This is a genomic window from Methylobacterium sp. CB376 (assembly GCF_029714205.1).
Lineage (GTDB): Bacteria > Pseudomonadota > Alphaproteobacteria > Rhizobiales > Beijerinckiaceae > Methylobacterium.
Genome location: NZ_CP121648.1, coordinates 4,310,056 through 4,335,692 on the forward strand (window position 1 = coordinate 4,310,056; position 25,637 = coordinate 4,335,692).

Genomic DNA, 25,637 nt, shown 5'->3' on the forward strand with positions numbered 1-25,637 from the left:
CGAGTGTCTCGCCGAGCCGAACGTCCGAAGTACCGGACCGGTCGACGGCCAGGCCGGCCCGCGATCACTCCTGTGCTGGTACTCTCAGGCGCTGCATGTGACCGAGCATCTTGCCGACGATAGCGCCAAGTTGTTCGCTCACCTGCGTAGAGTATGACAGGGCCACCTCCGTGACGCCTCCCGGCGTGGCCCTGTGGCCCTCCGCTTGCTTCGAGGCCGCGTGGTGTCCACGCAGCCTCCTGGTTAGTTCATCGAACACGACGTGCATCACATCGTCCAGCGCTGCGGGCGTGAGACCACGTTCGGTTAAACTGTCCTCTATCGTCCTTGCGAGTGATGACCTGATTAGTGTCAGGAGCGGACCCGCTAGGAGCGTCATCAGATCATAGGCCTGTTCCTCTTCCATCCAACTGGTCGGGCCCAGTAGCTGGAGAGCCGCGATCGCTGATGAAATTCGAGGATCGGCCCGCGCGACATCGTCCAGAAGTCCGATCGAACGAACTTCGCCCCCGTCCTGGGGAATGGCCGGGCTGAGCCGCGTCACCAGCGCATTCGGGAGAGCCTGGCGCACGATGCTCACCTCGGCGTCGATCCCCATGGCGAACATGACGCCATCGAAGCTGCGAAGACCACGGCGCTCAGCTAGCCCCACCAAGGCTTGGTTCGGGATTGCGGAGAAAATGACGCGAGACTGTATGACAACATTGAAATCGTTGCCAGATTTCTTGCCAGCTACCGGAGGCGATGCGGAATCACCGAAGCGACGGCTCCACGTAATGACGTGCTTGCCTCCCTCCCTCATTCGGGTGGCGACCGCGTCCCCGAGGCGTCCGGCGCCAAAAACACCGACCGCGTCGGTCGATCCCGATACATGCGTGATAGAAGGTTTCATGTGATGTCATCCTCGGGCCTGTGACGGACATGTCGAGCGCCGACGCCGAGAGCTGGGCCTCGACCTACCTCAAGACGGGAAATCCTCTCTCGGCGGGCTAAGACGGCTCGTCCACAGAGGCGTGACGAGTCGATGCTCGCTCCGCGAACAGCGACGGCGGTCGGAAAAACGCCACGAGGCGTGCACCACGCCTGCGAAGATGGTGCAAGACGGGCCCATTGGGCGCTGGATTGCGGACCAATGTGCCGGCATTGCGCGCATCGTGTTTCCATATGCCGTAGTTTTGTGGACCGAACAAGACCGAAAAACCGCAGATCGTGCTTGTGTCATGCGCCCGGATTGATATATAGCATGATGCGAATGACATAGGACGCGGCGGGCCAGGAATGAGTATGGAACGGCAATCGTCGAGGCGCCTGTGTTCGCAGGGGGCTTCCGTGGCCTTAATAAGTGGCGCGCCCGAGCCGGCCTAAAGATGCCCGATTGGGTCTTGGCCGGATCAAGGTTCGCGAGAGGCTGGGGCTCCCTGCCATAGGCGGTGAGGAAGTCGGCTACATCAAAGCGTGCATACTCGGTCCGCTCGCGGCCGCTCTCGCTCAAACATCAACTCATTCTGGAGGACACTGCTATGGCAAATATTGACTGGGGCGGCATCTTCCCGGTTCTCGTAACCCCGTTTGGGCCAGACGGGTCTATCAACGAGCTGCGATACAAGGAGCTGATCGATGAAGCGATCAGGAACGGTGCTCGCGGCATCGTTGCGGCCGGTAGCACGGGCGAGTTCTATGCACTCACGATCAGTGAGCGCGCCCGCCTCTATAAGCTCACGGTCGATCATGTAGCCGGTCGAATTCCCGTCTTGGCCGGAGTTGCCGACCTCCGCGTTGAGGATGTGGTTGATGCCTGCCAGGCCGCGGTCGCAGCGGGTTGCGTCGGTGGGATGATTCTGCCGCCCATTTACGCCATGCCAAGCCCGCGTGAGATCGTCGCCTTCTTTGAGCACGTCTCTCGGAGCAGCTCGCTGCCGTTGATGCTGTACAACAGCCCAAGGCGCGCAGGTATTGATATCAATCCGGCGCTGGTCGAGCAGCTCTCCAAGCTTCCCACGGTCGTTGCAATCAAGGACAGCTCCGGGCTGATTAATCAGGTCACCGAGCTAGTGCAGCGTGTCGGCGGCAGCCTTCGCGTGTTCGTGGGGTACGAAACCATGATCGTACCGGCCCGTGCGGTAGGTGCTCACGGCGTCATCGCCATGGCACATCAGATCGCGGGGCCTCTCATTCGCGATTACTGGGATCAAGCGTTGAAAGGCGGTGAGTCCGTGGATGACATGGGCCGCGATGTCTTCGCATTCTACCGCTGCTTCCAATCAGGCGCCTATTACGCCGCAATCAAAGAGACCATGACACAGCTTGGACGTGACGCAGGTGGGCCGCGTCTGCCGCTGCTTCCCCTGACCGGCGACCAGAAAGCTGCGATTGCCAAGATTATCGGAGAGGCCGGGCTGAGCCGCTGGGCGAAGACCTGAAGCATCACGGCGTCCGCCCACGCCTCTCTCCGGAACGTCCGATCAAACAAAGGGTGACGTTGCGAGCACGTAGATGGTTGCGTGCGCACCGGGATCGTGGGCGCGTTAGGTGAGAGGACCTCGTAAATTTCCGGACCGAGCTATCCGGGCTCGTTTCGATCGGCATTCGCGTGCGAAAGCCCGCACTTTCTGAAGGACGGCTATGTATACGAAATTGGCCCTATTTATTGATGGCGAGTGGATTGAGGAAGCCAGTGCCGGCAGCGAAGTGGTTCTCAATCCGGCAACAGAGCAGCCGCTCGGCACGCTGCCTCACGCCGGCCGGCCGGAGTTGGATCGAGCGCTCGCGGCGGCAGATCGCGCCTTCCACGGCTGGAAGCGCACGTCGCCTTATGAGCGTGGGCAGATCCTGCGGCGCGCCGCCATCCTCATGCGTGAGCGACTCGTTCACATCGCGACTGTGCTGACGCTCGAGGAGGGCAAGACGCTTGCAGAGGCCAAGGGAGAGATCACAGCTGCGGCAGAGTTCTTCGATTGGTTCGCCGAAGAGGGACGGCGGAGTTACGGGCGCATCATCCCTGCCCGACTCGCCGGCATGCTTCAAACCGTGACGCAGGAGCCGATCGGCCCCGTCGCCTGTTTTACCCCGTGGAACTTCCCGGCCGTGACCCCGGCCCGAAAGATCGCGCCTGCTCTGGCGGCAGGGTGCACCTGCATCATCAAGCCGGCTGAGGAAACTCCGGGCACGACGCTAGAGATTGCGCGTGCGCTTAGCGATGCCGGCCTACCGGCCGGCGTGCTCAACGTTGTATTCGGCAACCCGGCAGAAGTCTCGGAGTATCTTCTGAGATCTCCCGTGATCCGCAAGATCTCGTTCACCGGATCGACCCCAGTTGGCCGCCATCTTGCGCGCATCGCGGGAGAGACGCTGACGCTGGCCACGATGGAACTCGGCGGACATGCCCCAGTCATTGTTGCGAAGGACGCCGATATCCGTCGCGCCGCCGAGCTGTCGATGGCGGTCAAGCTGCGTAACACGGGGCAGGTTTGCACGTCGCCGACGCGCTTCTTCGTAGAACGCCCCGCTTACGAGGAGTATCTGGAGCACGCGCGCGCTCTCGTCGAGAAGCAGGTGGTCGGCGACGGCCTGTGGCCCGAGACGACGGTCGGACCTGTCGCGAACGCCCGCCGCGTCGCTGCCATGGACGACCTGATTTCGGATGCTCTCTCGCACCAGGCTCGGCTCATCGCCGGCGGAGAGCGTATCGACGGGGTCGGGCTCATGTACAAGCCTACTATCCTCGCGGACATTCCGGATCACGCTAAGGCGATGTCGCACGAACCATTCGGCCCGCTGGCCCTCGTGCAGCCGGTCGAAGACATCGGCCACGCGCTCGCGCGGGCGAATTCGCTGCCCTACGGCCTAGCCGGATACGCTTTCACGAGTTCCTCAGCGACGGCGAACCGCATCTCCGAAGAACTAGCTGTCGGTGTCATCGGGATCAACCAGATGGTTGTTACAATCCCTGAGACGCCCTTCGGCGGCGTCGGAGATAGTGGCTGGGGGCGTGAGGGCGGGATTGAGGGTCTTGAGGCCTATATGAGTAAGAAATACGTAGGCCACCTTCACGTCTGAGCGCGACGTGGTTCTTTCTACGTCGGGAGAACCTTCCGTCGACCCACAGAGCTAGCGCGAGTCCGATCTACCGAAGAGCCGTAGAGCTTTTCGCTTAGCATAGACTCGCCCTAATCTCGGGAGGTTCGAATGGTACAAGCGAGGTCTATTGCCGTTGTGGGAGGAGGGCTCATCGGCATCAGCTGCGCCCTCTCCCTCTCCAGGGAAGGCCATCGCGTGACTGTGTTCGAGGAAGGCAAGGTCGGTCATGGTTGCTCCTGGGGCAACGGTGCCCAGTACAATGCCGGGACCTCGCTGCCGATGTCCTATCCGGGGGTGATGTGGCGTGCGCTGAGATGGCTTGCTGACAGGAATGGACCCGTACATCTCGCTGCTCGAGAGCTTCCTCGGAATATCGGATGGCTCCTGCGTTTCATTGAGACGGGTTCTCCGAAGAGATGGGAGAAAACATACACTGCTCTCAACGCGCTTAATGCGCCGTGCTCCGATCTATACAAAGACCTGCTGGGCGATGACGAATGGACTAAAATCTTCCGACCTAGCGGTGCTCTTCATGTCTATCGAGAGTCCACGCGCGGCCGACTCGACGATCAAATCGAGCGGTTGCGGATGAGCCACGGGGCCACCTTTGAGAAAATTTCCGCTGAAGACATCCGGCAACTAGAACCGAACCTGTCCAAGGACTATCAGCGCGGCGTCTACTTTCCGGGCAGCGGTTACGTTGATTCTCCTGTGGCGCTAGTGGAGCGCTTAAATGCACGCGCTACATCATTCGACACGAAGGTGCAGCACGCGCGCGTCTTGTCCATTGAGCCGGGATCGGAGGCTGTGACGCTCCATACAACGTTGGGTTCTCATCGCTGCGACTTGATCGTCATTGCCGCCGGCATCGCCAGTCGTGATTTGGCGAGAAGCCTCGGCGTATACTTGTCCATGGCGAGTGAGCGAGGCTACCATGTGGCGCTGTCGGATGTCGCTGGCGCGATCAGCCGCCCCGTCACCGACACGGCTTCAGCCTTTGTCGCGACTCCGCTCTCAGAAGAGTTGAGAGTGGTCGGCATAGCGGAATTCGACAAGGCCGACGCGCCTATCAGGAGTAGTCAGACGGACAAGCTTCTCGTGGCAGCCCGCCGTATGATACCGGACCTTCAAGTCAGTACGGTGCGACATTGGATGGGCATCCGTCCATCCACTCCGGACAGCCTACCCATTATAGGACCGCATCCGAAGCACACCGCCATCCTGTTCGCGACAGGGCACGGTCACCTGGGGATCAGCGGGGCGCCTATGACGGCTGCCTTGATTTCCGACATCGTCGCGGGCCGGCGCCCTCGCATCCCACTCGCGCCGTACGGCGTCAGGTAGGTGTGGGGGCGACTGCGGGGCGGCCGCGCAAATCTCCTGCGAAACGACTGAACAAGCGCTTCACTTTCAACGCTTTGACCTGGTACATGTACCGCACTGCCCCTTCTTGCATCAGGCCTGATCAATGTCAATGTGGAGTTCGGTTGCCGCGTTCCTCCTGTGTTCACGGATTGAAGCCGTGTATCCCAGAGATCGTGGTGAAAGAGTGTCTCAGCCGCGCCACTGGTGCCACCTGCCTGAACCCATACGAACGAAGAGCTAATTCGTTGGTCACACGCGGTCGCTAGAGTCGGACCTACGGTTGATAGATCAGCGCAAGGAAAATTGCTTCATGGCCTCGGAGAAGACCAAGTTTTTCGGCTGGCTGCCCCGGGAGCTGTCGTCGGAAGGTCCGCGCTACCTTGCTCTGGTAAATGCGCTTGAGCAGGACGTCGTGGAGAACCGTCTAGTCGACGGCTCGCGCCTCCCGCCGCACCGTGAACTGGCTGCGCAGATCGGATTATCAGTTGGTACTGTCAGCAAAGCATATCAAGAGGCGGAGCAACGGGGCATCGTCAGCAGCCATGTCGGGCAGGGGACTTTTGTGCGCAGGCGCGCATCGACCGTCCCAATCGGCGCGGCCGCGCCGCAAGCCGTGAACATGGCCCTCAATGTGCCAGCTCATGGTCGCGAGGCGGATGTTCTCTCTGGGCTCCTGAGCGATGTCTACCGTCCCCAAGAACTAGCGCCACTACTCGATTATCATCCCCATTCAGGCATCGGGCATCATCGCGAAGTCATTGCCCGCTCCATTTCGGATGATGCGTTCAGCGTTGATCCCGCGCTGCTGTATCTGTGCAACGGCGCTCAGCATGCCCTCGACATTGCCGTGCGTCTCGTGGCACAGCCAGGCGACAAGATACTCGTCGATCGGCTCACCTACTCGGGCTTCAAGGCGATCGCAGTCGCGAACTCACTCACGCTCGTGCCGGTTGATCTTGATGATGAAGGCACCGATCCTGACGCCTTGGAGGCAGCGTGCCGGCTTTCTGGTGCCCGCGTCTATTACTCTATGCCGACTCTACAAAGTCCGACAGCGCGGACCATGAGTCTCCAGCGACGAAAGCGCATTGCCGAATTGGCCGAAAAACTTGACCTCCTCATTATTGAGGACGACGTCTACAGTTTCTTCTATCCTGAAAGGCCGCTTCCGATCGCGGCGCTCGTGCCCGAAAGAAGTTTCTATGCAACGTCTTATTCTAAGTGTGTCGCACCGGGTTTTCGGCTCGGAACACTCTCGGTTCCTCCCGCGTTCAAGGGTCGGGCTGAATTATTTGTCCACGCCTCCTCATGGTTCGCTGCACCCATCTTGGGTGACCTGGCGGTTCGTCTTCTCGAGAGCGGCAGGCTCGATGAGCTGATTCGTGAGCGGAGGCGGCAGGCAACCGAGCGGTATCGTCTCTTCGCGAAGTTCTTTCCGTTTGTGGAGAAGCTGGACAATCCCCCTTTCTACGCCTGGCTGCCCTTGCCGCAGGAATGGTCCGCATCGCGTTTCACTTCGGCGGCACGCGGGCAGGGCATCCTCGTAACGCCTCCGACCGCCTCCACTGTTGATGACGACGATCCGGGCGCCGTTCGCGTGTGCCTAGGTGCGCCAGACGATCTAAGCGAGCTTTCCGGTGCTCTCTCCATCCTTAGCGAGATCCTTGCTCGGCCACCTCTGAGCGTCTTCTCTGTCGCTTGAACTTGATAATAGGCAGCGAAGAGGCGCCAATGATTTTTACTGTCGAGAGGTGTCGAAGGCGAGTGCAACCACTCCGTCGTTATTTCGGACGGCTGACTTGAGAATTTGAGCGTGCGCTTAGTGGCTCGCGCTTCAAAATTCAGAAGCGATGAATGTCATGTTGTGCGTCGCGGTTGTTTGAAATCTGAGCGCGTCAAAGGCCATCGGAGTTTACGACTGCCATGCAAATCCGCAACGATGGGGCGAATGCACGCCTCCTCGATTGTCCCGGCTTTATAGGCGCCCCAATGGATGTGCTGCACGAATATGCGCGCGGGGAGATCGAGAGCGTGGAACGGACGGTCGGTCGCTGCGGCGAAGGTGACGGTGCGGCGGATCCCGCGCGTCTCGTGATCGGGGTAGGCACCTATCGCCTCGGCATAATCGAGATCGGTGCCCGCTCGACCCGGGGCAGCCAGCTTTACATGGACGACACTGTCGGTGCGCCGGGCGAGGCGGGCGACGTCGTTGCGGCTGAGACCGACTGGGCGTCGGTCAAATCGCTTGCTACCGCGCTCGACGAGCCTCCGGATTTCTCCCGACCGATCTTCCTGAAAAGCGTGCGTTGTGGTGCTTGGGATCTGGCTGCTTGCCGGGTGGCGCGGGCACGTCCCGCTTGCTGAGACAGCGCGAGCAGAAATGATGAAGTAATCCGTGCGGGTCCAATGACGATTTCATTAAAATTGGAAAATCTGAGTTATGTGGACGGTGCGAGCCTACCCGTCTCTGATGGAGCGATCCGAACCATTTTATCGTTATTTCCGATTAATCGTACGTCACGAGCTAGAAAAAAAACGCTGTGTGTTGCGCATCGATATTGATACTTGTTGGTGCGCTCACGATCCGAATGGGGAAGAGCTGTGACACGTGAGACCACCCCCGTACTGCCGTCCTCTGACGCAGAGAATGCCTGCACCGGCCTCATCAAGACGGCCGCCGAAGCGGTCACGCGAGCAGGTGGGCGGGGAGGCTTCGTGCGTGACCTGTTCGGACGGGTGCCCCCGGAGGATCTGACCTCTTATCCCGCCGCGGTGCTCGCCGACCTCGCCTGCGACGCTCGCGCTTTCCTGGCTGAGCCCCGACGGCCGGGCGATCCGGCGCGGCTGCGGCTGCGCGATGCCACGATCGAGCGCAGCGCCCAGCCATGTGAGATCACCGTGATTGAGGTGATCAACGACAACCGTCCTTACCTGCTCGACTCGACGCTGGCCGCGCTGACTGAGCACGGCCTGACCCCTGACTTCGTGGCCCACCCGATCCTTGGCGTCGAGCGCGACGCGGGCGGCGCCCTCGTCCGGGTCGTCGGCGAGACCACGGCCGAGGCACACGGCGGGCTCGCCCGCGAGAGCCTGATCCACATCCATCTCGACCGGATCGAGGGGGCGGCGCGGGAGCGGCTGGAGGCCGAGCTCGGCGAGGTTTACCGCGACGTAGCGCTGGTGAGTGACGACGCTGAGGCGATGCGCGTCCGCCTCGCCGCTCTGTCTGCAGGCATCGGGCAAGGGTCCCCGCTGCTCTCGGAGGTCGAGACGATTGAGGCGCGCGCCTTCCTCGACTGGCTCGCGGACGGCCATTTCACCCTGCTCGGCATGCAGGAACACGGCATTGCGGGTGAGACGTACTCGCTGGTGCCCGAGTCTAGCCTCGGCGTGCTGCGTGATCGCGGCGCGGCAGTGCTGCGGCCCGGTCCCGGCTGGATCGACTACACTCCGGAGATCCTCACCTTCCTGCAGGAGCCGCAGGCGCTCATCATCACCAAGGCCAGCGCTAAGGCGCGAGTGCACCGAGCGGGCTACCTCGACTACATCGGGATCAAGCTGTTCTCAGCGGACGGCAAGCTGTCTGGCGAGGTGCGGGTGGTGGGTCTGTTCACGGCCTCCGCTTACGCCAATCCCGCCCACGAGGTGCCGATCCTGCGCCGCAAGGCGGCGGCGGCGGCCGATCGCGCTGGCCTCGACCCTACGAGCCATGCAGGGCGCAGCCTGCTCGCGGTGCTGGAGACCTATCCGCGCGACGAACTGTTTCAGATCGACCTCGACCGGCTGACCCACTTCACCCTGGCGATTGCAAGCCTTGCCGATCGGCCGCGCCTGCGTGTGCTGTCGCGACCGGATCAGTTTGGCCGCTTCGTCTCACTGCTCGTCTACGTGCCGAAAGACCGCTACGACTCGACTGTGCGCGCCCGGATCGGTGCCCACCTCGCCGAGACTTACGGCGGCCATCTCTCCGCGGCCTACCCGGATTTCCCTGAGGGGCCGCTGGCGCGAACCCACTACATCATCGGCTTGTCCGAGCCAGGCGTGCCGGAGCGCGATCCCAGCGCGCTGGAGGCCGAGATCGCGGGGATCGTGCGCACCTGGGGCGACAGCCTGCGCGCGGCGCTGGCCACGCTCAGCGACGGCGCCCGTGCTCGCATGTTGGCCGCGCGCTATGCCGAGGCATTCTCCGTCGCATACCGTGACAATTACTTGCCGGAGGTAGCGGTCGCTGACGTCGCGATCCTCGAACGCTTGAAGGCCGACCGGCCGCGGGGAGTCGACATCGGTCGCCGCGATACCGATCCCGCGAACCAGATCCGCCTCAAAGCTTTCTCGCGCGGCACCTCGATTGCCCTGTCCGACCGCGTGCCGGCCCTGGAAAACCTGGGCTTCCGGGTAATCAACGAACGCACCTACCAGGTGCGGCCCTCTGGCGTCGGCGAGGGTGACCGCGTCTGGCTATATGACATGCTCCTGGAGCGTGCCACGGGTGCGGATATAAGCCTCGCCGAGGCGGCGGTGCTCGAAGAGGCTATGCTGGCAGTCGCCGATGGGCTCGCCGAGTCCGATGGCTACAACCGCCTTGTCCTTGAGGCCGCCCTGCCATGGCGCGAGGCGGCGCTGCTGCGAGCGCTCGGGAGGTACTTGCGCCAGCTCCGCATCCGCTACGGGCAGGACTACATCGCTGGCACGCTCGCGCGGCACCCGGTGATCGCCAAGGGGCTAGTCGCCCTGTTTCGCGCCCGGTTCGATCCGGCTGCTACAGGCGACCGGGTGGCAGCCGAAGCTGTGGCGCGGGCCGAGATCGAGGCTGCGTTGTCCGGTGTCACCAGCCTCGATGAGGATCGGATCCTGCGCCGCTTCGTGAACCTTGTCGAAGCGGCCCTGCGTACGGACTTCTTCCAGGTGGCTGAGGAAGGAGGCCCGCGCGACACGATCAGTTTCAAGTTCGCCTGCGCGAAAGTCGTGGGAATGCCGCTGCCGCGGCCGCTCTTCGAGATCTTCGTCTACTCGCCGCGCGTCGAGGGCGTGCACCTGCGCTTCGGCTACGTCGCCCGCGGGGGCCTGCGCTGGTCGGATCGGCCGGAGGATTTCCGCACCGAGGTCCTCGGCCTCGTGAAGGCGCAGCAGGTCAAGAACGCCGTGATCGTGCCGGTGGGCGCCAAGGGCGGCTTCTTCCCCAAGCGCCTGCCGCCGGCCTCCGACCGCCAGGCCTGGATGGCCGAGGGCACCGAGAGCTACCGGATCTTCATCCGCACCCTGCTCTCGCTCACCGACAACATCGTGGACGGCGCCATCGCGCCTCCAAAGGACACCGTGCGGCACGATCCCGCCGACGACGCTTACCTCGTGGTCGCGGCGGACAAGGGCACCGCGACCTTCTCGGACGTGGCGAACGCCATCTCGCTGGAGCGCGGCCACTGGCTCGGGGACGCCTTCGCGTCGGGCGGGAGCCAGGGCTACGACCACAAGGGCATGGGCATCACTGCGCGGGGCGCCTGGGAGGCGGTCAAGCGCCACTTCCGCGAGATGGACGTGGACACCCAATCCGATCCCTTCACCGTGGTCGGCGTTGGCGACATGTCCGGCGATGTGTTCGGCAACGGCATGCTGCTGTCGCCGACCCTCCGGCTGCTGGCAGCCTTCGACCATCGTGACATCTTCCTCGACCCGAACCCCGACGCTGCGCGAAGCTTCGCCGAGCGCAAGCGGCTGTTCGATCTCGGCCGCTCGTCCTGGGTGGACTACGATCGGTCGCTGATCTCGGCCGGCGGCGGCGTGTTCTCCCGCTTGCTGAAGACGATCCCGCTTTCGCCAGAAGCCCAGGCGGCGCTCCACTTCGACCGAAGCGAGGTAACACCGGCCGAGTTAATGCAGGCGATTCTCAAGGCCCCTGCCGACTTGCTCTGGTTCGGCGGCATCGGCACCTACGTCCGCTCCACGAGCGAGACCGACGACGAGGCGGGCGACCGCGCCAACGATGCCATCCGGGTGACGGGCACGGACCTGCGGGCGCGGGTGGTCGGCGAGGGCGCTAATCTCGGGCTGACGCAGCGCGGGCGCATCGAGGCGGCGCGCAGGGGCGTGAGGCTCAACACCGACGCCATCGACAACTCGGCTGGAGTCAACACTTCAGACGTGGAAGTGAACATCAAGATCGCGCTGATGGGCCCGGAGCGCGACGGGCGGCTCACCGATAAGTCCCGCAACGCGCTGCTCGCTGACATGACGGAGGAGGTCAGCCGCCTTGTCCTGCGCAACAACGAATTGCAGACGCTCGCCCTGTCGCTGGCGCTGCACGGTGGCGTCGGCGAGACCGGCTTCGCGATGCGGACTATGCAGGCCTTGGAGGCGGAAGGCCGCCTTGACCGGGCGGTGGAGTTTCTGCCTGACGACGCAGCGCTCGCCGAGCGCATGCGCCGCGGTGAGGGGCTGACGCGGCCGGAATATGCGGTGCTGCTCGCTTACGCCAAGCTGTGGCTGCATGATGCGATCTTCGACAGCACAGTGCCGAACGATCTGTACTTCGACCGAGAGTTGCAGCGCTATTTCCCAAAAGCGCTGCGTGAGCGCTTTCCGCACGAAGTGAAGGGTCACCGGCTGCGCCGAGAGATCATCGCGACGGCGCTCGCCAACATCATCGTCAATCGCGGCGGCCCCTCCCTCGTAACGCGACTTGTAGACAGCACGGGAGCGGACGCGGCGGCTATCGCCAAGGCCTACGCGGTGACGCGGGACGCCTTCGGGCTAATGGAGCTGAACCTCGCGATCGACGGACTCGGGGGGCGGATTGGGGGCCAGGCGCAGCTTAGCCTCTACGCCGAGGTGCAGGACCTACTCGCCAATCGCATCGTCTGGTTCATTCGCAACCTCGACCTCGCGGTCGGACTATCGCCGATCATCGCTCGCTACCGCGACGGCGTTGCGGCCGTCGAGGCAGCTTTGCCCAAGGTGCTCGGCGAGGAGGCGTGGGCAGTGATCGAGGCAAGAGTGGCGGAGCTGACCGGGGCGGGCATGGCCCCGGTGCAAGCCAGGCGGCTCGCCTCGCTCACTGCGATGGTCTCGGCTCCCGACATCGTGCGCGTCGCCGAGGTTAGCGGCCGGCCGGTTGAGGAGGTGGCGGCAACTCACTTCGCTATAGAGCACGCCTTCCGCCTCGGCGACCTTGCCGCCGCGGCGCGGACGGTGGCTGTCGCTGACACATTCGACCGGGTCGCTTTGGACCGGGCGGTGACGGGGATCGCGAGCGCCCACCGCAAGCTGACGGCGGAGGTGATTGCAGACATCGGCGCCGGCCCAGAAGCGGTATCGGCATGGATCCGGGCGCGCGGCTCCGCGCGCACCCGGATCCGCGACACAGTAGACGCCATCGCCGCCTCGGGACTCACACTCTCGAAAACGACCGTGGCAGCGAGCCTGCTCGGTGACCTCGTGCGGGGCTAGTTCACTCACACCGACGAGTGCAACACACGCTCGTCTTCTATGCGGCGCAGAAGATGCGGCGGCAGGGCCTGGCGACCGCCGCCGTCGCCGTGATGGTACCCGACCAACCGCCACAAACCTGAGCTCGACACTTATGAGGCGTTTCCGCAAGGTGGCAACGACCGTTTCGGACGGGCGGGAGCCGGGATGTTGTGCGGGCGCTGGGCCCGCGGATCCACTCGTATCCGGCGGAACAGGACGTTCCTGACCAAGGTGCCTCATGCGAGGCGCACCGGCTGAAGGCGGCGGGACCCATCTTTGGCGACGGCAGCAAACCCCGTCGAGCTCCGGTCACACACCTGCCCCGCTCGCCCGACGTGCCGTCTATCGGCCCGGCGGACGAACCTCGATCCTCAGGCTCCCTTCAGGTGCGCGCCCTCGGAACCAGCCCAGTGGCGAGGTAGCGCTATAGGGCGAACAGCAGCTTGCGCGCCAGGGCGACCGCCGTGATCTTGCGGATGCGCCCGCGTCCCGTGCCGACCCGCTCGACGAACCAGCGGGCCAGCCCGCTACCCGGCTGATAGCGCAGCCACAGCCAAGCCAACTCGATCATCGACTTGCGGAGCAGCGGGTTGCCGGCCTCCGAGATGCCCTGGTCACGCTGACGGTCGCCACTGGCGTATGGGCTTGGCGTGAGGCCAGCGTAGGCGGCCACCTGCTTGCAGTTGTCGAATGGCCCGTACAGCGCCTCGCGCACCAGCACCGTGGCTAACTCGGTGCCGATGCCGCCGAGACGGGCCAGACGCACCACCTTCTCGGCGTCGGCGTCCTCGATCGCGGGATTGGCCGCGGCGGCGTCCCGCTCAGCCTCGGCTGCCGCGATCTGCTCGAGCACGAGTTCCAGCCGCCGGAACTCACGTTCGACCTCACCGCGCAGGCGCTGAGGCAGCTCGCGCCCATCGCCGGTGCGGACCTCTGCCAGCCGCTCCGAACGATCCCGGCGCAGCGGTTGGAAGGTGTACACGCCTTGTGTCGCGAGCAGGCCCTTGATCCGGCTGACGTGCTGAACCCGCTCGGCGATCAGGCGCTGCCGCTCGCGATGGGTGCGCCGGGCATCCTCGCGTTCGACCGAGGGCACCTGAACCATGCGGCAGGCGGCGTAATCGCCGCGGCACCACGCCATGAGAGCTCGGAGCAGCATGGCCGCGTCGAGTCGGTCGGTCTTGGCCCGTCGGGCACGGCGGTCCACCTGGAGACTGCCGGGATCTATGACGAAGCAGGTGATCGCCTCGGCCGCGAGGCGGCGCTGCAGCCAGAAGCCGTCGTAACCAGCCTCGTAGCCGAGGATGACCGCCAACTCCCGGCCAGAGCTGCGCTGTTCGCGGGCTTGCAGGCGGCGCAGCAGAGCGAGCAGACCCTCCACATCTCCGCCGCTGAGCCGGTGTGCCGAGGTCTTCCCACTCGGGATGGCCTGCGCGGCCAGGAACCTGGCCGACTTGCTGAGTTCCAGCGTCACGAACACAGCAAGGTCAGGCAGGTTCGTCTGGATCTGTTCGCGGTCAGACATGGCCAACTCCGGTCCGATTTCAGGAAGTTGGTGGATGATCCAAGCTCCAGCTTCCTGCATGGTATCTTTGGCCAATCCGCGGTCGGCGGCCTCGGGTTACGCACGTGGTCAGGAGCAGGGCCAGCAAGCGACTTCGTTCCGCCGATGCGCCGGAAGCAATCCAGCCCGGTTACAGTAACGAGCAGCGGTAATCCGAGGCGAGCTTGTAATACGCCTGTCAGGAATTTCCACGATGTGCCGTGGACTGCGTGAGCGCACGAAACTCCTTCGGTATGCTCGGACGTGTAGGAGGATACGGTCCGCCAGGCCGTGGTGATTGGCCAAAGTCGAGATCAGGGGGCAAAAAATCAGCTTCTTGTCGTGGGTATTGCTATTTCAGATACGCAAGAAATCTGCGGCATTCTGGTAAGCCCATTTGCGCCGCACCATATTCGTAAGTGGGAGAGCGTCGAGCTCCGCAACGGTCCGCTCGATGGGCAGCATTGGGTGGCCGGTGCCGAACAAGAACTGATCTTGAAGATTGCGGCTTCCGAACGCCAGAAGGGGCTCGTAGCCCGATTGGGAGGTGGTCAGCAGCTTCGGCCGGATCGCGACAACGCCGATGCGAAGGTTCCGATGTCGCCACGCGACCGCGATCAGCTCCTGCACCCACGGCCAGCCTGGCGGCGAGGCGCAGGCCCTGAGCTCGGGAAAGTGAGTCATCACCTCGTCGAGGTGAGAAGGCCGCCCGTACTCGATCAGGCTCTCGGTCGAGAAGTTGAGCCCGGTATGGATGTTGACCGGGATGTCGAGGTCGATGCAGGCACTATAGAGTGGGTAGAGGCGCTTGTCGTTGGGCGCGAGCCTGTGCTCGAAGCACTGGATGTTGAGGCCTCTCAGCCCAAGGTCCCGGACAGCACGGCGCAGCTCGCGCACCGCGTCCATGCCCTTGTGGGGGTCCACGCCCGCGAAGCCGACGAACCGGCCGCCCTGCGCCGTGCAGAAGGCCGCAACATCCTCGTTTGCGATTTTGAAGCCGAAGGTCGTCTCAAGGTCGCGCGCCTTGACCACGACATGACGCGCATCGACGGCATCGTAGGCCGCGAGGTAGGCCTTCAGCGCCTCCGGCCCGGTCTCCTTCGACACTTTCGCTTCGCTCGCTTGGTAGACCCGCCGGTAGTTCGCGAGATGACCCGCCTGCCGGCTGAATTCCGGCAGCGGCGGCCGGCTCGAAAAATCGATGATCATGTGATCCTCACGCCGGGGGCAGGACGCGCGCGTCCTGCTCGCGCCATCCGACGAAGACGCCGACGCCAATCTCCAGCTTCTCGCGGTGGCGGTGGTTGAATTCCTGGACGAGGAACCGCGCCCCGGTCGCGAGCCGCACGACGTGTCGGACGTTGGCTCCGACGACGAGAGACGCCTCCAAGGCCCCCGCGAGCGGATGGGTCGGCGACGGTGCGGTGGCGAGGGCCGCCAACTCGGGCCGGACGAGGAGCGTGATCTCTTCACCGACTTCGACCGGAAAGGACGGACGCGGTGCGGTCATCCTCACGTCGCCCAGGCTTAGCGTGAGATCCGATCCCTGCTGAGACACGATGCGTCCCGGCATCAGGTTGGACTCGCCGATGAAGTCGGCAACGTAGGGGGAGTTCGGCTCGAAGTAGAGCTCGTCGGCCGTGCCGCACTGCGCCGCCCGCCCGTCCTTCATGAGAACGATCCGATCGGACATCGTGAGTGCCTCCTCCTGATCGTGCGTCACGTACAGCATGGTGATGCCGGATTCGCGGTGAAGCCGGCTGATCTCGATCTGCATCTCCTGCCGCAGTTTCTTGTCGAGTGCGCCGAGCGGCTCGTCCATGAGGATGAGGGCCGGCTTGTAGACGATGCAGCGGGCAAGCGAGATGCGTTGCTGCTGCCCACCCGAGAGTTCCTTCGGCCGTCTTTCGGCGACGTGCGGCATCCGGATGAGGTCGAGCACTTCGCCGACCCGCCGCCGGATCTCCGCCTTGCCGACGCCCCTGACCTCAAGCGGGAAGGCGATGTTCTCGAACACGGTCATGTGGGGCATGAGCGCGTAGTTCTGGAACACCATCCCGAGCTTGCGCTTGCTCGGCGGCACGTGCGTCACGTCCAGGCCGTCGATCAGGATCCGGCCGCTCGACGGCCGCGTCATACCGGCGATGAGGTTCAGAAGGGTCGTCTTGCCGGAGCCGCTCGGCCCGAGCAGGCTGACGAACTCGCCGCTCGCGACCTCGAGGCTGAAATCTGTGAGGGCGCGAAATTCGCCATACCGCTTGCTGAGCGCCTCCAGGCTGATCTTCGACACGGGACGGCTTCCTGGGCTGGTGTCGCGGGGGCGGCTCAATGCCGGCGGAGGTCCTTGAGGATGTCCCGGGCAGCGTTGTGGCCCGGCACGCCGGTGACTCCCCCGCCCGGATGGGCGGACGCACCGCACAGGTGCAGACCGCGGATCGGCGACCGATAATCCGCGTAGCCCGGGGCGGGGCGGCGGAAGAAGATCTGGTCGGCGCTGATCTCTCCGTGGTGGACGTGCCCGCCCGGGAGGTCGAAAACCCGCTCGAGATCGGCGGGCGAGTAGACGTGGGTGTGAACGATCCTGTCCCGGTTGCCGGGCGCGTAGTCCGACAGGGTGTCGGTCACGACCGTGATCAGGTCCTGCCTCGCGTCCTCCGTCCAGCCGCCCCGCAGATCGTAGGCGGCGTGGCCCGCCATCACGCTCATTAGGTGGCGCCCCGGCGGGGCGAGCGTCGGATCGACCACGCTCGGCGTCATGGCGACCACGAAGGGGCGGCGCGCATAGGACCCGTACTTGACCGGGTCGAAGGACTGTTCGAGGTAGTCGATGCTCGGGCCGATCCGCACCTGGGCCGGGTAAGCGAAGCCGGCCGCCTGCGGATCGAAGGCCGTGAAGCGCGGCAGGTCGTCGAGTGCAAGGTGCACTTTGTAGACCGAGCCTTTGGATCGGAAGGCACGGATCGTCCCCTTGAACTCGTTCGAGAGTTCGCGGCCGTCGACGAGCTTCAGGAAGGTCGTCTTCGCGCTGGCATTCGCGATCACGCGCTTGGCCCGGATCTCCTCACCGGACGCCAGGGTCACGCCCGTGGCGGCGCCGTCCCTGACCGTGATGGCGGCGACCTCGGCGTCGGTCCGGATCTCGAGCCCGTGACGCCGCCCGGACGCAGCAATGGCGTCGCTGATCGTGCCCATCCCGCCGCGGATGAAGCCCCAGCCGCCCGCCGCGGTCTCGTGGTCACGCACGAGCGGCCGCAGGAGGACGTAGGCGGTCCCCGGCGTGCGGGGCCCGGCGCTGCCGCCGCCGCCCGCCGCGTAGAACCCCAGCGCCGCCTTGATCGCGTCGTTCTCGAACCAGCGGCCGAGGTACTCGTAGGCGCTCAACGTCAGGAGATCGTAGAGCTTGTAGAAGTCGGCCCCAATGTCGTGGTAACGCCAAAGAAACTTGGCCGTCTTGATCAGGTCCCTGGGACCCATGGCGGTGATGTCGACCGGCGTCTCCCAGATGATGCGGCGCATGAACGGCGCGAGCGCCTGCAGGTGCTGGCGGTACTCGGGATACGCGGCGGCATCCTTGGCCGAGAATTTCGCAATCTCGGCGCAGGTGCGGGCCTCTTCGTCGAAGAAGATGAGCGAGCGGCCGTCCGGGAAGGGCTGGAACATCGGCGGCGGCTTCAGCGCCTCGAAGCCGAACCGGGCGAGTTCGAGGTCGAGGATCACCTTCGGCTGCATCAGCGCCATGACGTAGGACGCGGTCGAAACCCGGTAGCCGGGCCAGACCTCCTCCGTCACGCAGGCGCCGCCGATCATCGGGCGGCGCTCCAGGACGAGCGTGCTCAGGCCGGCCCGGGCGAGGTAGGCCCCGCAGACGAGGCCGTTATGGCCGGCTCCGACGATCACCGCGTCATAGTTGTCCGCCATCGGATGCCCCCTCTACGACGCCTTGAGCCACGCACCCGCGACCCTGTCGTAGCTGCCGAGCCTGAGGTCGGGCAGCTCCGCGGTGAGCCGGTGCTTGGCGATCTTGTTCGAGGCCGTCTTGGGCAGGTCCGGCCGGAACTCGTAGAAGCGCGGGACCTTGAACGGCGCGAGGTTGGCACGGCAATGCGCGATGATGGAGGCCAGGGCGGCCTCGTCGCCCGCCGACCCCGGTTCCAGGACGAGGTAGGCCTTGATCTCCTCGCCGCGGACCTCGTCCGGCACCGGCACGACCGCGGCCTCCACGACCTCTCTGGCGCCCTGCAGCACCGCTTCGACTTCCCGGGCCGCGATATTCTCGCTCGATCGCCGGATCATGTCCTTGGTCCGGCCGAGAATGGAGAAGTAGCCGTCCCGGTCGCGCTGGAACACGTCGCCCGTCCGGAACCACTCGCCGAAGAAGGCATCGGCCGTTGCCTCCGGCCGGTTGTAGTAACCCTTGAAGATCCCCCGACCGCGCACGACGAGTTCGCCGAATGCGCCCGCCGGAACGGTGTCGCCCTGCTCATCGACGACGCGGCACTCCCGGAACGGGCCGGGCACGCCGCACGAGCCGGACCCCACCTTGTCGACCGCCTCGATGGGCATGAACATGGTCGGACCGAGCTCGGTCATGCCGAAGGCCTCGCGGGCGAAGAGATCGAACCGCTCCTCGACCGCGGCATGCAGATCGCGCGGTACGCCGTACATGTTGGCGCGTACGACCGCGTTCCGGCGGTCGTCGGGATGAGGCGGCTGCTTGAAGACGAGCAGCGGCAGCAGGCAGAAGTTGATCGCGTGCTCGCGCACCCACCCCATGAAGCGGGTCGCGCTCTGGCGCTCCGCGACGAACAGCGTCCCCCGCTGATAGAGGGTCATCAGAAGGAGCCACTGCGGGTCCATGTAGAAGAACGGGGTCGAGGCGAGGATGCGCTCGTAGGCACGCCCGTCGCGGCGCGCGTTCACCTTGCCGGCGATGATCCAGTATTCCTGGGTGAGGAGGCAGCCCTTGGGAAATCCGGTTGTTCCCGACGTGTACTGGATGTTGAGCAGGTCCGCGTGGCCGACCGGCTCGGGCGCCGTGAAGGGCTCGGAGCCGGGTTCGAACGCATCGCGGAAGGCGGTGTAGGGGCCCGCGGCTCCATCGACGAGGAGCACCCGCTCGGCCGGCAGGGCGATGCTGCCGCCCGCCCGCGCGCGCTCGTACACGTCGCGAGCCGTCTCGTGCAGGATCAGGAACTCGGCCTCGCTGTCGTTCAGCACGTAGGCGAGTTCCCGCTCGCGATAGGTGACGTTGATCGGCACCATCACGGCCCCGATCGTGCCGATAGCAAGCCAGGAGAGCGGAAAGGCCGCGATGTTCGGCAGCATCACGCCGACGTGCACGCCCTTGCGGACGCCACGCGCGAGGAGCCCGCGCGCGAGCGCGCCGACGCGCTCGCGCACCTCGCCGTAGGTCGCCTGCTCTCCGCTCTCGAAGAAGTTCCAGGCCAGGCGGTCGCGCGCCGCGTCCGCGGCCTCCTCCAGAAGGACCGCAATGTTCGCGGGAAGCGGCTCCGCCTCGATCGTCCGCCGGCGCTCGGTGACCGACGGCACGGGCTGGTTCAGGATGTCGGCGCGCTTGGTCATGAGTGTCCGGTCGTATCGGTTTGCAGGCGAAGCATCGCGAGGCTGAAGGCCAGCGAGATCGCGGTGAGGATCGCGGAGACGGCCGCGATCACGGGTGAAATTTCCCAGCGCAGAGCGCTGTACATCTTCACCGGAAGGGTCATCGTGGCTGGACCGCTGACGAAATACGAAGCCACGACCTCGTCGAAGGACAGGAGGAACGCGAACAGGGCACCGACGGCGAGGGAGCCGCGGATCTGAGGCAGCACGATCTTCAAGAACACCCGCGCGCGGCCCGCGCCCATGATCGTCGCGGCGGTCTCAAGCGCGGGATCGATCTGCCGCAGGCCGGCCGAGACGGACACGATCACGAATGGTGAAACCAGGACCGTGTGAGCCAGAACGAGGCTCAGGTCGGTGCCGCCGATGCCGAGCCCAGCGAACTGGAGGTAGAAGCCGAGCCCGAGAACGACGACCGGTACGAGGATCGGGCTGACCAGGAAAAGGTTGAGAGCCCGGCGCCCGCGAAAGGCCCCGCGCACGAGCGCGTAGGAGGCCGGCACCGCCAGGACGAGGCTCGTCACCATCGTGAGAATGCCGATCTTCAGGCTCTGGAGTGTCGCGCCCCACCAGGACGGGTCCGTGAAGAACTCCCGGTAGAGGCCGAACGAGAGCTCCCGCGGCGGGAAGCTGAGCTCGCGCGCCCCGCCGAGCGAGATCGGGACGATGATCAGCGTCGGCATGAGCAGGAACAGGAACCCGGCCCAGGCCGCCAAGCCCCCGGCGAGGCGCCATGCGCGGGTCGGTCGATCGACGAGAGCGCGGTTCACGGCGCGCGGCTCACAGGATCGCGGCGTCGCCACGGCGAACGCGCGTGAGGAGCAGCACCATCGCGCCCGTGATGGCGAGCAGCACCATCGCGACCGCGGACGCCATTGGCCAGTCGAGGGTCTGGCGCGTGTAGAAGTCGATGAGGTTGGCCATCATCATGTCGGTGCGCCCGCCGAGCAGGGCCGGCGTGATGTAGGACCCCACGGACAGGGCGAACGACATGATCACGCCCGACAGCACGCCCGGCAGGCTGAGCGGGAGCGTGATGCGCCAGAAGATGCGCACCGGCCCCGCCCCCATTGTCTCCGCCGCGCGGCGCAGGGCCGGATCCTGCGCGAGGAGGTTCGCGAAGATCGGCAGGACCATGAACGGCAGCAGGAAGTTCATCATCCCGAGCAGCACGCCGACGCGGTTGAACAGCATCGAGACCGAGACCGCCCCGCCCGAGATCCAGCGGAGTGCCGTATTGACGAGCCCGGCATCGCCGAGGACGATCGTGAAGGCGAAGCTCTTCACCAGGATGCTGGTCCAGAACGGCAGCATCACCAGGATCATCAGGAGGGCGCGGCGGCGCGGCGGTTGCCGCATCAAGTATATCGCCATGGCGTAGCCGAGGACGAGGCTCGCCGCCGTGGCCTCCAGGCTGATCTCGAACGTGGCCGAGAGCACCCGCCGGATGAGGGTGCTCGTGGCCATCTCGCGGTAGGCTGTCGGGTCGAGCGCGGCTCCCCCGACGCTCGTCCAGGCGATGGTCAGCGTCGGGAACAGAAAGAACGCCAGCATCACGAGGACGAGCGGGGCGAGCAGCAGCACGGCGGCCCGCGTGTCGATGGCGTGGCTCACATCCCTCTCCGTTGATATCCGACCATGACCGCTCGGTCGCTGACCGCGGCCCTCGCGCAGGCGTCGCGTCATTAAGTCCGGGGATTCCGTCAGACCAGGAGCCACTCCGTGAAGCGCTTCTGAAGCGGCGTGTAGCGGTCCGCCCACCAATCGTCGTTGAGGATCGCGTTCTTCGGGCTCGCCATGTCGGGCATGTACTGGCGGGCGGCCGGGGTGGAGGCCTCGAATCCCTTGCGCGAATTTGGGCTGAAGAACAGCATTTCGCCGAAGGCCGCTTGGCGGTCGGGCCTCAGGCAGAACGCGATGTAGCGGAACGCGGCCTCCCGGTTGCGGGAGCCTTTGGCGACGGCCAGATATTCGAGGGAGTTGAGCGTCTGCTGCGTCGACAGGGAGACGGAGCTCCCGGCCAGCTGCGCCGGCCGCACGCGCGACATGTAGGTGTAGGAGAAGTCGATTTCGTTCGTGGTGACGAGAGACAGCGATTGTGGCGTGGTCTCGATCCACTTCTTCACGGCAGGCTTGATCTGATCGAGCAACCGAAAGGCTCTCTCGACGTCCAGCGGATAGAGGTCCTTCGGGGCGACGCCGTCGGCGAGCAGCGCGATCTCAAGGTTCTCGCTCACCCTGGTGCGCAGGCCGCGGCGGCCCGGAAAGCCGTCGACGTTCCAGAAATCCTTGAAGGTGACGGGATACTTGCCTTCGGGAAACCGCTTGGGATCGTACGCGATCCCGCCCGCGAACAGGTAGGTCCCGACATAGCTCGGCCCGCCGGGAGCGGTGAGGTCCGAGCGGTCCACGATCTTGCCGTCGACCTCCTCCCAGAGGCCCTCCTTCGCGCCGGCCGTGATCTGCGGTCCGACACTGTCGAAAACGTCCCATTCGACGCGGCCGGTCTGGACCTGCGCCTTCATGCGAGCGAGGTCGGCATTGTCAACGAGACGGACGGCGATCCCGGTTTCCTTCGTGAAGGGCTGCGCGAAGATCCTGTCGATGCCCGCCCGGTAGTCGCCGCCCCAGCAGGTCACCGTCAGGGTCGTGTCCGCGCGCGCTCTGCCGGTGAGGACGGCCGGGGCCGCCAGGAATCCGGCGGCTCCGGCGAGGAGAGAGCGGCGCGTCGGCCGCGTTCCACTCGCGACACCAAGTCCGGGTGCGCTCGGCTTCGACATGTCGGCTCTCCATCGCTAGAGCTGGCTTCGTTCGTAGTGCCTGGTGCTGCTGTGCGCCTCGTTCCGCAGCATCCTGCGAGGGGCCGGGCTCCGGTCCGTCGCAGGAGGCTGAAGGCTCAGGTCGCGAACCAGACCGCCTTCAGGTCCATGTACTTGTCGATGGCGTGCAAGGACTTGTCGCGTCCGAAGCCGGACTGTTTGAAGCCGCCGAAGGGCACGGACATCGACCCTTTGTCGAAGCAGTTCACGTAGACGACGCCGGACCGGATCGCGCGGGCCGCCCGGTGCGCCTTGGTCAGGTCAGTCGTCCAGATCGAAGCGGCGAGGCCGTAGATCGTGTCGTTCGCGACGGCGATCGCCTCGTCGAAGCCGGACACGGAGATCGTGGAGAGGACCGGCCCGAAGATCTCCTCCTGGGCGATCGCCATGCGGTTCTCGACGCGGTCGAACACGGTCGGCTCGACGAAGTAGCCGCCGGTGTCGAGCAGGGTGCGCCCGCCGCCGGCGACGACCGCCGCGCCTGCCTCCTGGCCCTTCCGGATGTAGCCGAGCACGCGCTCCATCTGGGGCTCGCTGACCAGCGGCCCCAGCCGGGTCTCGGGATCGAGCGGGTCGCCGGGCTTGAGCGCGCGGGCGCGGGCCACCACCTTCTCGAGCAGTTCCTCGCGGACGCTCTCCTGGACGATCAGCCGCGAGCCCGCGTTGCAGACCTGCCCGGCATTGGTGAAGATCCCGGCGGCGACCGCCTGCGCGGCGGCGTCGAGATCCGCGCAATCCGCCATGACGATCTGGGGCGACTTGCCGCCGAGTTCGAGGCTCACCCGCTTCGCGTTCGATCGTCCCGCATATTGCAGGAAGAGCTTCCCGACCTCCGTCGATCCGGTGAAGGTAACGCAGTCGACGTCCATGTGGAGGCCGAGCGCTCGGCCGGCCGTCTCGCCCAGGCCCGGCACGACGTTGAGCACCCCCGGCGGGAGTCCGGCCTCCATCGCGAGTTCGGCGATCCGCAGCGCCGTGAACGGCGACTGCTCGGCCGGCTTCACGACGACCGAGTTCCCGGCGGCCAGGGCGGGGCCGAGCTTCCAGGCCGTCATCGACAGGGGGTAGTTCCACGGCACCACGGCCGCGACCACCCCGAGGGGCTCGCGCGTCACCAGGGTGGTGAAGTCGGCGGGCGCGGGGGCGACCTCGCCGTAGATCTTGTCGATCGCCTCGCCGTAGAACGCGATGCAGTTCGCCGCGCTCGGGATGTCTCCGGACAGCGCGCTCGTGATGGGCTTGCCGACGTTCAGGGTCTCCAGCAGCGCGAGTTCGTCGCGGTTCGCCAGGAGGAGGTCCGCGAAGCGCAGCATGACGCGCTTGCGATCGGCCGGCGCCATCCGCGACCAGGATCCCGCCTCGAAGGCGCGCCGGGCCGAGCGGACCGCGCGATCGACGTCGTCCGCTTCGCAGGCCGCCACCTGGCTCACCCGCCGTCCGGTGCCCGGGAAGACGCAGTCGAACGTCCGGCCCGATGCCGCAGGTACGAAGCGGCCCTCGACGAACGCGTCGTTGCGGATAGAGAGGGCCCGTGCCCGCTCGCTCCAGCTGCCTAGGGTTTGATCCGTCATGAGAGCCCGCGACTTCGTTGGTCAGCCGACGCTATAGGGCCGCGCCTATAGCTCCCAATACAAAATCCGCAGCGAGTTCGTGCGCAAAAGCTATGGTTACCGGAACGGACGGGCGAGGGCTCAGGCCCGCGCCCGAATGTTCGGGTCCGAGGCGGCGAACAGGGCGATGACCGCGCGAAGCTCCTGCTCGAACGCCAGGGCGGGCTGGGAGGGCGGACGGTCGAAGCGGCGCAGGACGGCCGGCCGGACCAGGATGTGGGGAACGAAGGGCCGGGTGATCAGGCCGCCGAAGGCGCCGGCCGCGACCGGGAACGGGTCGATCAGCGCCACCCCGACCCCCTGTCCGACCAGCGCGCAGGCCACGGTGGACTGGTTGATCGTGCTGGCGACCTGGTAGCGGGGGTTGCGCTCGTTCAGCGCCTCGCGGATGGCGCGGCCGAGCACAGTGTCCTCGGAGAAGGCGATCACGGGCTCGGCGAGCAGGTCCGACACCCTCACCTCGGCGTGCCCGGCCAGGGGATGGTCGGCGCGCATCACGCAGACCATCTGGGCTTCGCAGAGCTCCTCCACCCGCAGTTCGGGGTCCCGCACGGGCGTGTCAGCGATGCCGAGATCGGCCTCGTTGCGGGCGACGCGCTCGACCACCTCCTTCGTGGCGTAGGCCATGACGTCGACGGTGACGCCGGGCCACAGCGCCCGGAAGCGGGCCACGGCCTCGGGCACGACCGAGTTCGCGACCGTGGAGTTGCAGACGATCCGGATCCGGCCCGTCCTCCCGTCGCGGATCTGGTCGGCGAGCTCCTTCAGGGTCTCGACGAAGCCGGACAGGCGCCTGACCTCGGGCAGGAGGAGCCGGGCTTCCGGCGTCGGCTGGAGGCGCCCTCCGACCCGCAGGAAGAGGCTGATGCCGAGTTCCTGCTCCGCCATCCGGACGGTCTTGGTGATGGAGGGCTGGGAGATGCGCAGCCGCCGGGCTGCCGCGCTCACGGAGCCGAGTTCCATCACGAGGTTCACGACGAGGAGGTGGCGGATGTTGATCACGGGGACACGGCGGCGTGCGCGCGGCCCCGCTCCCCCGTGTCGAGCCCCTGCATCCCGCTATCCGCGGGTCGCAGGAGCCCGGCGCGCGGGAGGTCGAGCGGGCTCGAGGGCATCGGACTCTCCCTTCCGGCGGCC

17 protein-coding genes are annotated in these 25,637 nt (G+C 65.6%); 6 read left to right on the forward strand and 11 right to left on the reverse strand.

Annotation, left to right across the window (positions count from 1 at the left end; genetic code table 11):
• Positions 1–64: 64 nt before the first annotated feature.
• Positions 65–892, reverse strand: a complete 828-nt coding sequence (locus QA634_RS19510) for a hypothetical protein (RefSeq protein WP_012333616.1) — start codon at positions 890–892, stop codon at positions 65–67.
• 628 nt (positions 893–1,520) lie between these two features.
• Between QA634_RS19510 and QA634_RS19515 the strand changes: the two genes are divergently transcribed.
• The 6 genes from QA634_RS19515 (at position 1,521) to QA634_RS19540 (ending at position 12,885) form a co-directional block, all read left to right on the forward strand.
• Positions 1,521–2,420 (forward strand): dihydrodipicolinate synthase family protein, encoded by a 900-nt coding sequence (locus QA634_RS19515; RefSeq protein WP_012333617.1) that lies wholly within the window; start codon positions 1,521–1,523, stop codon positions 2,418–2,420.
• Between the two features lie 202 nt (positions 2,421–2,622).
• Positions 2,623–4,056 (forward strand): NAD-dependent succinate-semialdehyde dehydrogenase, encoded by a 1,434-nt coding sequence (locus QA634_RS19520; RefSeq protein ID WP_012333618.1) that lies wholly within the window; start codon positions 2,623–2,625, stop codon positions 4,054–4,056.
• Between the two features lie 129 nt (positions 4,057–4,185).
• Positions 4,186–5,421: an NAD(P)/FAD-dependent oxidoreductase gene (locus QA634_RS19525; protein WP_012333619.1), complete on the forward strand. Its 1,236-nt coding sequence runs from the start codon at positions 4,186–4,188 to the stop codon at positions 5,419–5,421.
• A 331-nt stretch (positions 5,422–5,752) separates the two neighbouring features.
• Positions 5,753–7,144 carry an aminotransferase-like domain-containing protein gene (locus QA634_RS19530; RefSeq protein WP_012333620.1) on the forward strand — a complete coding sequence of 464 codons (1,392 nt, stop codon included), beginning with the start codon at positions 5,753–5,755 and terminating at the stop codon, positions 7,142–7,144.
• A gap of 287 nt (positions 7,145–7,431) precedes the next feature.
• The gene (locus QA634_RS19535; RefSeq protein WP_043701393.1) at positions 7,432–7,806 is read left to right on the forward strand and encodes a hypothetical protein; all 375 of its coding nucleotides are present in this window, start codon (positions 7,432–7,434) and stop codon (positions 7,804–7,806) included.
• A 237-nt stretch (positions 7,807–8,043) separates the two neighbouring features.
• A complete protein-coding gene (locus QA634_RS19540; RefSeq protein WP_012333621.1) occupies positions 8,044–12,885 on the forward strand; it encodes an NAD-glutamate dehydrogenase in 4,842 nt (1,613 codons plus the stop codon).
• Between the two features lie 445 nt (positions 12,886–13,330).
• On the opposite strand, the gene QA634_RS19545 is transcribed toward QA634_RS19540, so the two are convergent.
• The 10 genes from QA634_RS19545 to QA634_RS19590 form a co-directional block, all read right to left on the reverse strand.
• The gene (locus QA634_RS19545) at positions 13,331–14,431 is read right to left on the reverse strand and encodes an IS110 family transposase (RefSeq protein ID WP_012333622.1); all 1,101 of its coding nucleotides are present in this window, start codon (positions 14,429–14,431) and stop codon (positions 13,331–13,333) included.
• A 375-nt stretch (positions 14,432–14,806) separates the two neighbouring features.
• Positions 14,807–15,658: an amidohydrolase family protein gene (locus QA634_RS19550; protein ID WP_012333623.1), complete on the reverse strand. Its 852-nt coding sequence runs from the start codon at positions 15,656–15,658 to the stop codon at positions 14,807–14,809.
• 7 nt (positions 15,659–15,665) lie between these two features.
• Positions 15,666–16,739, reverse strand: a complete 1,074-nt coding sequence (locus QA634_RS19555; RefSeq protein ID WP_012333624.1) for an ABC transporter ATP-binding protein — start codon at positions 16,737–16,739, stop codon at positions 15,666–15,668.
• A 35-nt stretch (positions 16,740–16,774) separates the two neighbouring features.
• Positions 16,775–18,367 carry a phytoene desaturase family protein gene (locus tag QA634_RS19560; RefSeq protein WP_012333625.1) on the reverse strand — a complete coding sequence of 531 codons (1,593 nt, stop codon included), beginning with the start codon at positions 18,365–18,367 and terminating at the stop codon, positions 16,775–16,777.
• Positions 18,368–18,379: 12 nt separating this feature from the next.
• Positions 18,380–20,032, reverse strand: a complete 1,653-nt coding sequence (locus QA634_RS19565) for an AMP-binding protein (protein WP_012333626.1) — start codon at positions 20,030–20,032, stop codon at positions 18,380–18,382.
• The gene (locus tag QA634_RS19570) at positions 20,029–20,841 is read right to left on the reverse strand and encodes an ABC transporter permease (RefSeq protein WP_012333627.1); all 813 of its coding nucleotides are present in this window, start codon (positions 20,839–20,841) and stop codon (positions 20,029–20,031) included. Before QA634_RS19570 ends, QA634_RS19565 begins: the two co-directional genes overlap by 4 nt.
• Positions 20,842–20,851: 10 nt before the next feature.
• A complete protein-coding gene (locus QA634_RS19575) occupies positions 20,852–21,685 on the reverse strand; it encodes an ABC transporter permease (RefSeq protein WP_012333628.1) in 834 nt (277 codons plus the stop codon).
• 89 nt (positions 21,686–21,774) lie between these two features.
• Entirely contained in the window at positions 21,775–22,851 is a 1,077-nt protein-coding gene (locus QA634_RS19580) for an ABC transporter substrate-binding protein (protein ID WP_012333629.1), read from the reverse strand.
• A gap of 116 nt (positions 22,852–22,967) precedes the next feature.
• A complete protein-coding gene (locus QA634_RS19585; protein WP_012333630.1) occupies positions 22,968–24,461 on the reverse strand; it encodes an aldehyde dehydrogenase in 1,494 nt (497 codons plus the stop codon).
• Positions 24,462–24,581: 120 nt separating this feature from the next.
• Positions 24,582–25,502: a LysR family transcriptional regulator gene (locus tag QA634_RS19590; RefSeq protein ID WP_012333631.1), complete on the reverse strand. Its 921-nt coding sequence runs from the start codon at positions 25,500–25,502 to the stop codon at positions 24,582–24,584.
• Positions 25,503–25,637 lie beyond the last annotated feature (135 nt).

Coding starts and splice junctions, on each gene's coding strand:
- QA634_RS19510 (WP_012333616.1), bottom strand. CDS start 892: ATGAAACCTTCTATCACGCATGTATCGGGATCGACCGACGCGGTCGGT.
- QA634_RS19515 (WP_012333617.1), top strand. CDS start 1,521: ATGGCAAATATTGACTGGGGCGGCATCTTCCCGGTTCTCGTAACCCCG.
- QA634_RS19520 (WP_012333618.1), top strand. CDS start 2,623: ATGTATACGAAATTGGCCCTATTTATTGATGGCGAGTGGATTGAGGAA.
- QA634_RS19525 (WP_012333619.1), top strand. CDS start 4,186: ATGGTACAAGCGAGGTCTATTGCCGTTGTGGGAGGAGGGCTCATCGGC.
- QA634_RS19530 (WP_012333620.1), top strand. CDS start 5,753: ATGGCCTCGGAGAAGACCAAGTTTTTCGGCTGGCTGCCCCGGGAGCTG.
- QA634_RS19535 (WP_043701393.1), top strand. CDS start 7,432: ATGGATGTGCTGCACGAATATGCGCGCGGGGAGATCGAGAGCGTGGAA.
- QA634_RS19545 (WP_012333622.1), bottom strand. CDS start 14,431: ATGTCTGACCGCGAACAGATCCAGACGAACCTGCCTGACCTTGCTGTG.
- QA634_RS19550 (WP_012333623.1), bottom strand. CDS start 15,658: ATGATCATCGATTTTTCGAGCCGGCCGCCGCTGCCGGAATTCAGCCGG.
- QA634_RS19560 (WP_012333625.1), bottom strand. CDS start 18,367: ATGGCGGACAACTATGACGCGGTGATCGTCGGAGCCGGCCATAACGGC.
- QA634_RS19565 (WP_012333626.1), bottom strand. CDS start 20,032: ATGACCAAGCGCGCCGACATCCTGAACCAGCCCGTGCCGTCGGTCACC.
- QA634_RS19580 (WP_012333629.1), bottom strand. CDS start 22,851: ATGTCGAAGCCGAGCGCACCCGGACTTGGTGTCGCGAGTGGAACGCGG.
- QA634_RS19585 (WP_012333630.1), bottom strand. CDS start 24,461: ATGACGGATCAAACCCTAGGCAGCTGGAGCGAGCGGGCACGGGCCCTC.